General features: G+C 62.7%; 11 protein-coding genes. 9 read left to right on the forward strand and 2 right to left on the reverse strand.

The window, feature by feature from the left end; all coding sequences use genetic code 11:
• The first annotated feature begins 77 nt into the window (after positions 1-77).
• From NKI69_RS00485 to NKI69_RS00495, 3 genes are all read left to right on the forward strand, one after another.
• Positions 78-1,520: a GMC oxidoreductase gene (locus tag NKI69_RS00485; RefSeq protein WP_352719559.1), complete on the forward strand. Its 1,443-nt coding sequence runs from the start codon at positions 78-80 to the stop codon at positions 1,518-1,520.
• Between the two features lie 13 nt (positions 1,521-1,533).
• Complete coding sequence (locus NKI69_RS00490) at positions 1,534-1,983, forward strand: hypothetical protein (protein ID WP_023811594.1); 450 nt, start codon at positions 1,534-1,536, stop codon at positions 1,981-1,983.
• A gap of 74 nt (positions 1,984-2,057) precedes the next feature.
• A complete protein-coding gene (locus tag NKI69_RS00495) occupies positions 2,058-3,137 on the forward strand; it encodes a glycosyltransferase (RefSeq protein ID WP_023811595.1) in 1,080 nt (359 codons plus the stop codon).
• Positions 3,138-3,279: 142 nt separating this feature from the next.
• On the opposite strand, the gene NKI69_RS00500 is transcribed toward NKI69_RS00495, so the two are convergent.
• Both NKI69_RS00500 and NKI69_RS00505 read right to left on the reverse strand, forming a co-directional pair.
• The gene (locus tag NKI69_RS00500; RefSeq protein ID WP_023811596.1) at positions 3,280-4,302 is read right to left on the reverse strand and encodes a phosphoribosyltransferase family protein; all 1,023 of its coding nucleotides are present in this window, start codon (positions 4,300-4,302) and stop codon (positions 3,280-3,282) included.
• 52 nt (positions 4,303-4,354) lie between these two features.
• Positions 4,355-5,851 (reverse strand): lipopolysaccharide biosynthesis protein, encoded by a 1,497-nt coding sequence (locus NKI69_RS00505; protein WP_023811597.1) that lies wholly within the window; start codon positions 5,849-5,851, stop codon positions 4,355-4,357.
• Between the two features lie 184 nt (positions 5,852-6,035).
• Between NKI69_RS00505 and NKI69_RS00510 the strand changes: the two genes are divergently transcribed.
• The 6 genes from NKI69_RS00510 to NKI69_RS00535 all read left to right on the forward strand — a co-directional run bounded on the left by NKI69_RS00510 (position 6,036) and on the right by NKI69_RS00535 (position 13,736).
• Positions 6,036-7,208 (forward strand): glycosyltransferase family protein, encoded by a 1,173-nt coding sequence (locus NKI69_RS00510; protein WP_023811598.1) that lies wholly within the window; start codon positions 6,036-6,038, stop codon positions 7,206-7,208.
• A gap of 40 nt (positions 7,209-7,248) precedes the next feature.
• The gene (locus NKI69_RS00515; protein ID WP_023811599.1) at positions 7,249-8,244 is read left to right on the forward strand and encodes a glycosyltransferase family 2 protein; all 996 of its coding nucleotides are present in this window, start codon (positions 7,249-7,251) and stop codon (positions 8,242-8,244) included.
• Positions 8,244-9,194 (forward strand): glycosyltransferase family 2 protein, encoded by a 951-nt coding sequence (locus NKI69_RS00520; protein ID WP_023811600.1) that lies wholly within the window; start codon positions 8,244-8,246, stop codon positions 9,192-9,194. The genes NKI69_RS00515 and NKI69_RS00520 overlap by 1 nt, the downstream gene beginning before the upstream one ends.
• Positions 9,184-10,152, forward strand: a complete 969-nt coding sequence (locus NKI69_RS00525) for a glycosyltransferase family 2 protein (RefSeq protein ID WP_023811601.1) — start codon at positions 9,184-9,186, stop codon at positions 10,150-10,152. Before NKI69_RS00520 ends, NKI69_RS00525 begins: the two co-directional genes overlap by 11 nt.
• A gap of 74 nt (positions 10,153-10,226) precedes the next feature.
• Positions 10,227-11,123, forward strand: coding sequence for a UTP--glucose-1-phosphate uridylyltransferase (locus NKI69_RS00530; RefSeq protein ID WP_013528099.1), 897 nt, complete (start codon positions 10,227-10,229; stop codon positions 11,121-11,123).
• A gap of 225 nt (positions 11,124-11,348) precedes the next feature.
• Positions 11,349-13,736: a polysaccharide biosynthesis tyrosine autokinase gene (locus NKI69_RS00535; protein WP_023811602.1), complete on the forward strand. Its 2,388-nt coding sequence runs from the start codon at positions 11,349-11,351 to the stop codon at positions 13,734-13,736.
• Positions 13,737-13,738 lie beyond the last annotated feature (2 nt).

Here is a 13,738-nt window from a genome sequence, read left to right on the forward strand (position 1 = left end):
GACGGATGCAAGACCGGTCCGCACATGGCCTGCGGGCGCTGGGACTGAGCGCGTATTTCTGTGTGGAGTTGTAGCCGATGGTGCTGGACGTAAAGCCGGGGCAAATCACCAAGGACCATTTCGATCTCGTTGCGATCGGCTCCGGCTTCGGTTCGGCCTTCTTCCTGCATGAGTTCGCCAAGCGCCGAAAGGCGCGCATTCTGGTGCTGGAGTGGGGACGCCACAACACCCATGAATGGCAGCTCGAGCAGAACGTCAACACCGACATCGAAGACGAGACGACCTACAAGACCAATTCCAACAAGCCGTGGAACTACACGATCGGACTGGGTGGCGGGACGAACTGCTGGTTCGCGCAGACGCCAAGATTTCATCCCAATGATTTCCGGCTGAAAAGCACCTACGGCATCGGCAATGACTGGCCGATCAGCTATGACGACGTCGAGCCGTTCTATTGCGACGCGGAAGACATCATGTCGATCTCCGGCGATCCCGACATGGCGGCGATGCTGCCCCGCTCGAAGCCGTTTCCGCAACCGCCGCATCGCATGTCGACACCGGACAGGATGATGAAGGCGGCGCAGCCCGGCCAGCACTTCGTCATGCCAACCGCGCGGGCGCGGCTGCCGACATCGCAACGCACCTCGTGCTGTGCCAATCTGCGTTGCTGGCTGTGTCCGGTCGACGCCAAATTCACCGTCAACAACGGCTTGATGCACGTCTTCGAGCATCCCGACGTTTCGGTCTGCCTCGGTGCGGAAGTGCGCCGGCTCGATCACGTCGGCGGCGCTGTCCGTTCGGTCACGTTCAGCCATGACGGCAAGGAATACCAGGTCAGCGGCGATCTCTTCATTCTCGGCGCCAATGCCATCCAGAGCGCGGCGATCATGCTGCGATCCGGCCTGGGCGGCGAATTCGTCGGCAGCGGCCTGCATGAATCCTACGGCTGGAATTTCGAGGTCTATCTAGACGGCGTCGACAATTTCGACGGCAGCACCATCACCACCGGCCTGAATTTCGGCCTCTATGATGGTCCTCACCGATCGGAGCATGCGGCGGCACTCGTCTATTTCGAGAACCGCTGGCAGCACGGACTGCGTGCCGAAAAAGGGCGGCTACGCCAGGCGCTGCCGCTTGTCGTGGTCACCGAGGACTTGCTCGATCCCGAGAACTTCGTCACGCTTGACGAGGATGAGAATGCCTTCGTCAGCTTCAAGGCGCCATCGGACTATGCGGTGAAGGGCATGGCGCGCGCTCTGGAGAAATTGCCTGGCCTTCTGGCGCCGCTGGCGGTCGAAAAGCTCTTCGATCGCGGCATCCGGCCGACCGAATCGCACGTCCAGGGCACGCTGAGGATGGGTACGGGCGCAGCCGATTCGGTCATCGACAGCGGCATGATCCACCACCAGCTCAGAAATCTGGTCGTCGTCGGCACCAGCACCTATCCGAGCTGCTCCTGCGCCAACCCGAGCCTGACCGCGGCAGCGCTGTCCTTGCGGGCGGCGAGCCGGATCGCGTGAAAGGAGGTATCGCATGATCGAGATTTCCCGACGCTCGGCCCTGGCCGTCATGGCTGGCGGAGTGGTTTCGACAGGGGTCGCCTACGCCGCCGTTTCCTCGTTCTCGGACGAGGATCTGGTGCGCGTCACGCTGGAAAAATACCTTGGCAAGTTGAACATCCGCATCGAGCATCTGCAGCAGTTCGTGCTGGCGTTCCGCGACAGGAATCCATGGAACTTTCCGAGCGAAAAACTGAGTGACGCCGTCACCTTGGTGGAGGAGCTCAAACTGGGGGCCGCGCGCCGCTTGCTGCCCCAGCGGAAGCGGGAAGATCTGCTGCATTTCGACCGCTGGGTCGTCGCCGAATTCCATATGCTGACGGACTACGCCTGGCGCAGTTCGCCCAACGACCCGATCCGATTTACCGGCTGGCAATCCTGTACCAATCCCTTCGCCAATCTGGAGCCGCCGAAACTTGCCTGACGTCGAAAAGAGAGGCGGCGGACTTTGCTGTTGTCTCCGAGCAAGGAATACGAGATGCGACAAGGAGCCCGATCATGAAAGTTCTCTTTGCAGGCGGCAACGGCTACCCGCCTGAGTTCAGCGGCGGCGTTCAGTCGAGCACGCATCATCTGGCCGAACAGCTGATCGAGCACGGTCATGAAGCCGCTGTGCTCGCCGCCCTGTTCGGTGATGGTGTCTTCGGCTTCAAGGCGCGCGCCAAGATGAAGCTGTTGCGGCAGCCGGCGGTTGTCGACAGCTATCCCGGCTATCCGGTGGTGCGGGCCTGGTTTCCCTGGGAAGCGGCGGGCTATGCCGTCGACAGGCTGAAACCCGATGTCGCCGTGGTCCAGTGTCACAAATCGGTTCCGATCGGCAAGGCGCTGCAGGCGGAGGGCGTGCCTCTGGTCGTTTATCTCCGCAATGTCGAGTTCCATGAATTGGGCGGCGATCTGCGCGAATTGCATTCAGCGCTTTACATCGCCAATTCGGACTTCACCGCACGTACCTACAGACAGGAGTTCGGCATCGAGGCGGTGGTAATCCCGCCCACCATCAACCCGGCGCACTACTCGACGCCAACGACGGGCCAGTTCGTCACGCTGATCAACCCTTATGAGGAAAAGGGGTTTGAACTCGCGGTGCGGATCGCCGGCGCCTGCCGCGAAATCCCATTCCTGTTCGTCGAAAGCTGGAAGCTCGACGACGATCACCGGGCGCGGATCGAACAGACGATCGCTCCCTTGGGCAATGTCGTCCTGGAGAGCCGCACCAGCGACATGAAGACGGTCTATGGCCGCACGAAGATCCTGCTTGCTCCCAGCAAGTGGGAAGAGGCGTGGGGCCGCGTCGCTTCGGAGGCCCATTGCAGCGGAATCCCGGTTGTCGGCTCGCGGCGCGGCGGTCTGCCCGAGGCTGTCGGCTCCGGTGGCGTGGTGCTGGATTACGATGCTCCGCTGGCCGATTGGGTCGCGGCCGTCAGGCGGCTGTGGAACGACAACCAGGAATATGACCGGCTTTCAAGCCTCGCCCGCAGCTTCGCCGGGCGCCCGGAACTCGATCCCGATCGCCAGTTCATCACCTTCTTCTCGATACTGGACAGGGCGATGCAGCAACGCGCGCGACAGGCGGCCTAGAGGAGTTCGCCGTGTCACGGAAACGGCGAACTCCTCTAACTCTTTGTTTTGATCAATTCCCAAGGGAAAGCGCTATGCGCTTTTCCCGGGAAAACCGTTCACACTTTTCCTGGAATTGCCCTAACGGCGCCGCCTGAGCAGGTCAGGCCGGGCGTTTGACCCGGCTTTTCAGCGTCTCGTAGCCGCGGGCGCCAAGCAGGGCGCGGGCAATGGTCTTGGCAGCGCTCTTGCGGCCCTCTTGCGACTTGATCTGCCGCAGCCTTGCCGGCAGGTTCCTGGCCGCCTGACCAAGTGCCGGCAGCGACAGCGTGTTGGGAAAGCTGACCATATGCGTTTCCACGCACAGCACCGGCTTGCCTGACAGTTCGGTGATCCTCAGCGCCTGTTCGTGCTCGCTCTCGATGAACAGGATGGCATCGGACTTGCGGTAGAAGTCGGCCTTGAAACTGCCATGCGCGCCGAGCCGTTGCCGTTCCGCCTTGCTCGGCAGATCGAGCATGATCAACTGGTCGTATTTGATCTCATGCTTGGCGAGCCATGCCTCGGTGAGCGCGCGGTATTTCTCCAGCCGGCTGGTGACCAGCCAGCCGATCCTGTGGGTCGCGACATGGAGCGGCCGCGCTTCGCTGAGGAATTTCTCATAGGCCGGGCCGTCGTCGTTTTCCGCCTCTGTCGGATCGAGGCACAGCACGCCGTCAATATCGACGCAGCATTGCGCCAGGAATTTATGATGCATGAAGTTCCACTGGAACATGCGCGGATGCGGCACGACTTCGAAGACGAGGTCGGTTTCCTGGTGCTGGGGCTCAAGGCCGAACACGGCGGCAAAGGTGAACTCCGCCTCGATGCCCGAAGCCTGGATGCGGGCGCGTGCGTCGCGCATGGCGTTGCCGCCGGCGACGCTGTCGTCGATCACCAGCACCTTGCGCATCTCGGAAACCTTGCGGTCGAGAGCGGCACGGCGCTTGGTGACGCCAGACGTATAGATCCGACCTGCCAGGAAGCTGTCGAGATCGGTCATCGGGATGTTCGCGGCAAGGCTGACCAGCGTCGCTGCCAAAACGCCGCTTCTCGGCACACCGACCACGAGGTCGATATCGCGCGGCAGCCGGTGCAGGCCCCTGACGATGGCGTCGTTCATATCGGAGATCGATCGGTAGTGCATGGTTCAGACCTGGTCCTGGAGGAGATGTCCGTAGCAGTCGAAGACGCCCAAATTATTGCGCTTCGCGCGCCGCCGCCGCAGGCAGCCTTGCCGGCAGCATCTTGAGGGCCTCGCGCAAGGCTTCGCGGCCGGAGGCGAATGCCAGTGCGATGACGATGGTGATGAGGTAGGAGAGCACGGCGCCGCTGGCCAGGGCGACGACATGCTGCTGGGGCAGCAGGGGCTTGATGAACCAGATCACGGCCAGCGCCAGATGGGCGCCAAGCACGAACGGCGTTGCCGCGCGAAGCACATGGTGCGCCTGCAGCGGCCCGCTCCTGCCGACATAAAGCCACAGGAACGGCGTCCGCAGATATTCGCTGATCGCATAGGCGATCGCCACGCCCAGCGCGCCATAGGGCAGGCCGAGCATGAAAGCCAGCACCGACGTCACGGCCGTTATGATGCCCCAGCGCATGAAATCGCCGGAGCGGCCCTGGCTGACGAAAAGCCACCCGGCCGGATTGTTGAGCGGCTGCAGCAGCCCGGCAAAGCCGAGCGCCAGGAAAATCGAGGCGCTTGCGCGCCATTGCTCGCCGAGCACGAAGGGGATCAGCACATCCGACATCGCGGTGGCGAAGGCGACGCCGGGAAGCGCCACCAGAAGGATCAGCGGCATGACGCGCAGATAGGCGCTGCGGTAGCGATCCGGCTCGTCCTTAAGCCTGGAAAGCGCCGGAACCATCACCTTCGACAGCGGGTTGGTGATCTGGCTCAACGGAAACAGAAGCAGCTTGTAGGCGCGGTCATAGAGGCCGAGTTGCGCCTCGCCCCAATATTTGCCGATCAGCACATTGTCGAGGTTGCGGGCAAAGAAATTGGCGAAGTTGAAGCCGGTGATGCCGGCGCCGAAATTGATCAGCTCGCCGATGCCGGCGACCTTGCGCGGCAGGCCCGGACGCCAGCGCGAGCTCGCCCAATAGCAGAGCGTCGGCAACACGGCACCGGTCAGCGTACCGGCAAACAGGGCCCAATAGGAGCGATCGATAAAGGTCCAGGCGATCGACACCGCAAGCCCGGCAATGGCGCTGGCGACGTCGATGACGGCCAGCCGGCCGAACTGCATGCGGCGTGTCAAGAGCGCCAGATGCTGGGCGCCCAGCCCATAGGCCATGATCTGCAGCCCGAACGCAGCCACCAGGCCCGTCACGCGCGGCTCGCCGTAGAAGGCAGCAACCAGCGGCGCCGCACCCGCAAGCACGCAAGCCAGGATAGCGCTGACGGCGACATTGATCCAGAAGAGGTAGTTCACCTCCTCATGCCGGATGCCTGATTTCTGGATCGTCGCCTGGGTCAGGCCGAAATCCTGGAACAGGGCGATAAAGGCAAGCACCGGCGCGCACATCGCCACGACACCGAAATCCTGTGGCGACAATAACCGCGACAGCACGATGACGGACAGGATCTGTGTCGCGACCCGCACCGATTGCGCCATGGCCGTGACAACCGCGCCGCGCCCAACCGATTTGCGCAAGGAGCCTTCTGGCGGATCGAATGCATTGGCTTCCAAATTCAGGATTCCTGATTTTTTACGTGGATTTCCGAGCCCGAAATCCACGACCGCCGCCGACTACAAACTACGGCAATAATTTTGCAGTGCAACAGAAAACGTCGATGTGTGCAGCAAAAATGTTGCGATGCAGCAAGAGCTGTACTAGCATTCCCTCGGGTGGGCCAACAGCGGTCGAGTGTTTATGCTGCATGTCTTGTACCTTGTGCACGACGTTTCCGACCCGGCGGTGCGCCGGCGGATCACGATGCTCAGGGCAGGTGGGGCCCAGGTCACTTTGGCCGGCTTCCGTCGCACCGCGAATCCGATTGCGGATATCGAGGGACTGCGGCCGATCGACCTCGGCGCGACGCGTGACGGGCGATTCGGCCAACGCCTCGCGGCCATCGCCAAAGCAGCCGTTTCGACAGGCTCGAAGCTTGGCGGCATGCCAAAACCGGATCTCATCATCGCGCGCAACCTGGAAATGCTGGCGCTTGCCCGCCGCGCCAGGTCAGCCTTCGGTGCATCGGTCCCGATCGTATACGAGTGCCTCGACATTCATCGGCTTGTGCTGCGCAACGATGTCCTGGGCAAGGCGCTGCGCGCCACCGAACGCTTTCTGGCCAGGGATGTGAAGCTGCTGGTGACCAGTTCTCCTGCCTTTATCGCCAATTATTTCAAGCCGTTCGGCCAGGTCGCGGCACCCATCGAGCTGGTCGAAAACAAATATTTCGAGGCCGCGACGATCTTGCCCGGCGCTCCGGAGGCTGAAGAGAGCCCGGCCGGTCCGCCATGGCGGATCGGCTGGTTCGGTGCGCTGCGCTGCCGCCGCTCGCTCGAGCTGCTGGCCGATTTCTCCCGCCGCATGGAGGGCCGCTTTGAAATCGTGCTGCGCGGACGTCCGGCTTTGTCGGAATTCCCTGACTTTCACGGCTTTGTCGAAGCCGAGCCGTGGCTGTCGTTTCTCGGGCCCTACCGCAATCCGGAAGACATGGCGGCGATCTACAACGATGTCCATTTTTCCTGGGCGATCGATTTCTTCGAAGCGGGGCAGAACTCCGAATGGCTTCTGCCCAACCGGCTCTACGAAGGCTGCCGTTTCGGCGCGGTGCCGATCTCTATGGGCAACACCGAGACCGGGCGGTTCCTCAAACAGCAGGACATCGGCGTGCTGTTGCCGCAGGCTTCGCCCGAGGCACTCGAAGCCGCGCTAGGCAAGATGGAAGAGCATCGCTTCGCCAGGCTGAAAGGGCGTGTTCTGGCGCGCAATCCGAGGACCTGGAGCTACGATCGCAGCGACTGCCGGGCGCTTGTCGAGCGGCTGCGCAGCCTGACGGCCGTGCCCGGCTCCTTTGCCGCCGAGGCATTGGCATAGGATGGCCGGGGATGGACAGAGGCAAGATGGACAGGGGTTGATGACGCAAACCGAAAGACCCTCATCCAACCTGATCGTTATTCCGTGCCTGAATGAAGCCGCCCATATCGGTGCGCTGCTCGATCAATTGCGGCCCGCGGCCGCCCGGCTTGGCGCCCGGATCATCGTCGCCGATGGCGGCAGCACCGACGGCACGCTTTCCATCGTCGAGGACGTGATTGCCAAGGACCCGCGGGTTATCCTGCTCCACAACAAGCGGCGCATCCAGAGCGCGGCGATCAATCTCGCCGTCGGTACCTTCGGCGATGGTGCCGACTATCTCATCCGCATCGATGCGCATGGCGGTTATCCCGACGATTATTGCGACCGGCTGGTCGAGGAAGCCCTGGCTACATCAGCGGATTCGGTTGTCGTTTCGATGCTGACCAGCGGCAGCGGTGCCGTGCAGAAGGCGGCCGCTGCGGCGCAGAACTCCAAGCTCGGCACCGGCGGCTCGAAGCATAGGCATCTTTCGCAGGGACAGTGGATCGATCACGGCCATCATGCACTGATGCGGATATCGGCGTTCGGCGCTGTTGGCGGCTATGACGAAACGTTCAGCCATAACGAGGACGCCGAGCTCGATTATCGCCTGCGCAAGGCCGGCTACAAGATCTGGATGAGTGGCAAGACGCAGATGGTCTACTATCCGCGCGCCTCGCTCTCAGGCCTCTATTTCCAGTATCTCGGCTACGGTCGCGGGCGTGCCAAGAATGTGCTGAAGCACCGCGTCATCCCAAAGATCCGGCAGATGGTGCCGCTGGCGGTGTTCCCGGTGGTTCTTCTTGCGGCCTTCTCCTTCGTGCATTGGATTGCGGCAGTGCCTTTGTTGCTGTGGGTGTCGGTGTGCCTGGGCTACGGACTGGTGGCGGCTATCCGCCAGCGCAAGGCTGACGTTGCGCTGGCCGGTGTCTCGGCCATGGTCATGCATCTTGGCTGGTCGGTTGGCTTCTGGCTGCAGCTTCTCGGCCTCGGCTCGCGACGCGGAGTGGCCTGATGGCAGTGTCGGCAAAGAACCGCAGCATCGACATCGGCGTCTGCACGTTCCGCCGGCCGGAGCTGGCTGACACGCTGCGCTCGCTCGACGCCATGGAGATGCCGGCGGGATTCGATATCCGCATTATCGTCGCCGACAATGACGACACCCCGACGGCCCGTGACCTGGTGGCGGCGCTGTCGCGGGAATTGACGGTGCCGATCCACTATCGGCATGCCCCGGCGCGCAACATCTCGATCGCCCGCAATGCCTGCCTCGATGCGAGCACAGCGGATTTCGTCGCCTTCATCGATGACGACGAGACGGCCACGCATCAATGGCTCGCCGAACTGGTCGTGATGGCGCAGCAAAGCGGTGTCGCCGTCGTGCTCGGCCCGGTCAGGGCGCGCTATCGCCCAGATGCGCCGGACTGGATGCGGCGCGGCGATTTCCATTCGACCTTGCCCGTCTGGGTGCGCGGCGAGATCCGCACCGGCTACACCTGCAATGTTCTGCTGCGGATGGGCTCGGATAGCCTGCGCGGCCGCCGCTTCAGCCTGGCGCGTGGCCAGACCGGCGGCGAGGACACCGAATTCTTCGATCAGATGCACAAGGCGGGCGGCCGCATCGCGTTCTCGCCCGAGGCCTGGGTCGACGAGGTGGTGCCGCGCTCAAGGGCGGCATTCGACTGGCTCGGCCGCCGCCGCTTCCGCGTCGGCCAGACGCATGGCCATCTCCTGGGCAGCAGCGCCAGCGGCATCGGCCTGGTCAAGCAGGTCGGCCTGGCCTCGGCAAAGGCCATCTATTGCTTCGCCTCGGCACTTCCGGTCGTCGTCAGTCCGGTCCGCAGGAACCGCAGCGTGCTGCGCGGCATTATGCATGTCGGTGTCGTCAGCGGCCTCGTCGGCATCCGCGAAATCCGCCTCTATGGCCAGCCGTCGCCACAGGAGGGAGGCAAGCGTGCAGTCTGACGTCAGCTCTGTCCCCGATGTTTCCTTCGTCATTGCCGCCTACAACGCCGAGGCGACCCTTGATCGGGCGATTGCCAGCGCCATCGCCCAGAAGGGTGTCAGCGTCGAAATCATCGTCGTCGACGACAAGTCGCGCGATGCTACGCTCGACGTGGCGCGGGCCTATCCAGGGGATATCGTCCGTGTCGTCGCCCTGGCCAGCAACCGCGGCCCCGGCGGCGCCAGGAATGCCGGCCTCGACGCCGCCCGAGGCAGATGGATCGCGGTTCTCGATTCCGACGACGCGGTCTTTCCCGGCCGGCTCGCGGCCATGATCGCTCGTGCCGAAAGCGCGGATGCCCAGATCGCCGTCGACAATCTGCAGGTCGTTCGCGAAGATGGCGTCATCGAGGACGCGATGTTTCCGCGGCAGTATCTGGAAGGCTTGCGCGAGATTTCGCTGGCCACCTACATCGCCGGCAACGTTGTCTTCGAATCCAAGTTCAACCTCGGCTATCTCAAGCCGATCTTCCAGCGCGAGTTCCTGAACGAAAACCGGCTTCGCTACGACGAAAAGCTGAGGATCGGCGAAGACTACGTCCTGTTTGCCGAAGCCCTGGCCAAGGGCGGCAAATGCGTGGTCGAGCCCGATATCGGCTATGTCTACCATATTCGCAGCGGCTCCATTTCGCGCGTGCTCGAGCTTCACCACGTCGAAGCGATGCGCAGGGCGGATGCCGTGTTCGCTCAAACCCATCGGATGGATGAGGCCGCGCAGGCCGCGTTTGCCCGGCGCGGCCGCAGCCTGCGCAAGGCGGCATCGTTTCTGTCACTGGTACAGCACATCAAGGCGCGGTCCCCGCTCAAGGCGATCCGGACAGCGCTCAGCGACCCGGCGGCGGTCAGGCATATGGGCATGCCGATCGCCGTGCGGTTGCGAAGAATAGCGGCACAATTTGCCGTTGGGGCGGGGAGGTGAAGATGCAGGCACATGGAGGGATTTTTCGTGGCCTGTGAATGGACTGAAGTCGATCTCCTCAGAAGGAATTTGCGATGAAGAAAATCAGGAAGGCCGTGATACCGGTGGCGGGGCTTGGAACACGGTTCCTGCCGGCGACCAAGTCGATGCCGAAGGAAATGCTTCCCGTGGTCGACAGGCCTGTCGTGCAATATGCGGTGGACGAGGCCTTCGAAGCGGGCATCGAGCACATCGTCTTCGTGACCGGTCGCAACAAGGCGGTGATCGAGGACTATTTCGACCTGCATCCGGAATTGATCGGCACCCTGGAGCAGACCGGCAAGAAGACCCAGCTGGAGGCGCTCGAAAGCATGCTGCCTGTGGCCGGTGCCACCAGCTTCATCCGCCAGCAATCGCCGCAAGGCCTCGGCCATGCCGTCTGGTGCGCGCGCGAGGTTATCGGCAACGAGCCCTTTGCCTTGCTGCTGCCGGACATGGTGTCCTTCGGCGGGCGCGGATGCCTAGCCGAAACCGTCGAGCTTTATGAGCGCACGGGCGGCAACGTGATCGCCGTCGAGCGTTGCGAACCGAGCGAGACCAACAAATACGGCATCGTTGGCCGTGGCGCCGAGATCGGTGGCGGTTTCGAGGTGACGGCCATGGTCGAGAAGCCGGCGCCGGCCAATGCGCCGTCGAACTTCTACATCAACGGCCGCTACATCCTGCAGCCCGAGATTTTCGCTCTTCTGGGCAATCAGCAGCGCGGCGCCGGCAACGAGATCCAGTTGACGGATGCCATGGTTCGTCTGTCGAAGGATCAGCCGTTCTTCGCCCAGCCTTTCCTCGGCCGCATGTTCGACTGTGGTTCCAAGGAAGGGTTCATCCAGGCCAACATCGCCTTCGCGCTGGCGCGCGATGACATGAAGGGTCCGGTTTTCGAGATGCTTCAGGAGTTCGTCCGGTCGCATGAACGCCAGGAAGAAGCCGCATAATGCCCATCTTTCGGGAGCATGGTCAGATGGCTGGCGAAGAGGGGCCGGCAGGTTCTCGCCGTCTGGCACGACGCTTGCTTCGCTTCTGGCGATGCTCCCGATCTTCGAGGCGCCTGCAAGCCAAGGCATGATCCCGGAAAGTGGGTCCCGGTTTCCGGAAAAGATCATGTTGAAACAGTGAGATAGAGCCCATTGCGACGGACCGGCTCTAGAATTGGACCGAAGATGAATTATGCCAATTTTCCTCTCGACAAGAGGATGCCATTGCCGAATTCGGACGCAGGAGACGGCGAAGACTTCATCGATATCGAGCGGCTGCTTGGCATGGCCGCACGGCAGGCCAAGGTGGTTGCCGTGTGTGCCGTCATCGGTCTCTTCCTGGGCCTGTTCTATTTGCAGACAACGCCGCCCAAATATCAGTCGGTCGCGAGCGTGCTGATCGACGAAGGCTTGAACAAGATTGTCGACGATATCTCGGCGGCGTCGACAACCATGCAGACCGATTCCGCCATCCTGAGCCAGATCGAGATCCTGACCTCGACGCGGCTTGCCGCCGTGGTCGTCGACAAGCTGAAGCTCGACCAGAACGACACGTTCATGAATCCGCCCCAGTCGGCGCTTGCCCAAGGCATAGGCCTTATCCGCAGCGTGATTCAGTATGTCCGCCCCAGCCCTTCCCTTCCGGGTGGCGCCGACTTCAGCAAGCTCGACCCCGCCGCCCGCGATGCGCTGATCGCCACGTCGCGCCGCGACTACGCTATCCTCAAGCTGCAGAACGAGATCCGGGCGGAACGCGTCGGCCGAAGCTACGTCATCGCGCTCGGCTATCAGGCGACGGATCCGGCCTTGGCAAACGCCATCACCAAGGCCTATGCCGATGCCTATCTCGCCGATCAGCTCGATGCGAGCTTCGATGCCACCGAGCGGGCTGCGGTGTGGCTGCAGGGCCGGTTGACGGAGCTGCGCCAGAGTTCGCAGGCAGCTTCGCTCGCGGTTGAGAAATTCAGGGCCGAACATGGGCTGGCCGCCAACAGCGATGGCCAGCTGATGAGCGACAAGCAGCTTTCCGACCTCAACGCCCAGCTTATCGTGGCGCAGGCCGACACCGCACGCGCCAGCGCCCGCTACCAGCAGTACAAGGCCATTGTCGACAGCGGCTCCGAAAACGCCTTCAAGGATGCCGCCATATCGAGCGACCAGCCAAGCAGTTCGGTCATATCGGCGCTCAAGACCCGCTACCTCACAGTGGCCAAGCGGCTGCAGGACGTCGAGGCGAATTTCGGCCCCGAGCACCCGCAGGCGGTGGCTCTCTCCAAGGAGAAGGCCGACATATCGACGCAGATTTTCGGCGAGCTGAAGCAGCTGACCGAAAGCTATCGCAACGAGTATGAGGTGGCGCAGGCACGCGAGACCGCGCTCAGGGCCAACGTCGCGGCCGCGCAAGGCAAGAGTTCCGTCGACAACCAGACGCAAGTCAAGCTGCGTGAACTCGATCAGCAGGCGACGGCGCTCACCACGCTCTATCAGACATTCCTGGGTCGTTACGAGGAAGCCGCGCAGCAGCAATCCTTCCCGGTCGGCAAAATCCGCATCATCTCGGACGCCTCGATGCCGTTTGCCGCGTCAAGCCCGCGCACCATCGTCGTGCTCGGACTTTCGCTGGTGCTTGGCCTGCTGATGGGCGCCGGCTTTGGTGGGCTGAACGAGTTCAACGAACGCTTCTTCAGGACCGGCGAGGACGTGCGCGACCGCGTCAACCTGAAATTCCTCGGCTATCTGCCGACGATCGGCGGCAAGCTCGGCAAGGAAGAAAAGCCGGGCGATACCCAGGTGGACGCCAAGACCACTCAATCGCTGTCGGCGGCCGAAAGGCGGGCGCGCATGCGGGTCAGCATCGATTCTCCAGCCTCGATGTTCTCCGAAACGCTGCGCAGCGCCAAGATCGCCTTCGACGTCGTGATGGAAGGGCAAGGCAGCCGCGTCATCGGCATTATCTCGGTGCTTCCCGGCGAGGGCAAGTCGACGGTCGCGGCAAATCTCGCGGGCTTGCTTGCCGCCAATGGCGCCAAGACGCTGCTGATCGACGGCGACTTGCGCAATCCCGGCCTCAGCCGGGGCCTTGGCATGGAAGCCGAGCAGGGTTTGATGGAAGCGGTTGTCAGCGGCCAGACTTGGCAGTCTGTCGGCAAGATCGACAGGCAGACGAAGCTGGCGATCATCCCGGCGGTGCTGCGCGGTCACTTCTCGCATACCAGCGAACTTCTCTCCTCGGCCGGCATGCGGCGCTTCATCGAGAACGCCAAGGAGACGTTCGAATACATCGTCGTCGATCTGCCGCCGCTCGGACCGGTGGTCGACGCCAAGGCCTTCGCCCCCTTGGTCGACGGGTTTGTCCTGGTCACCGAGTGGGGGCGCACGCCTCGCGCGATGGTCAGGTCGATGCTGGAATCCGAACCCTATGTCGCCAACAAGATCGTCGGCGCGGTGCTGAACAAGGTCGATTTGAAGAAACTGGCCAAATACGGATCGTTCGGTGGCTCGGAAAAGTTCTTCGATAAATATTCGAGCTACTATCTGGAAAAGTCGGAAGTGCGCGGCAAGGCGCCGGTCTGACA

This window comes from Mesorhizobium sp. M0491, assembly GCF_040321265.1.
Taxonomy (GTDB): Bacteria; Pseudomonadota; Alphaproteobacteria; order Rhizobiales; family Rhizobiaceae; genus Mesorhizobium.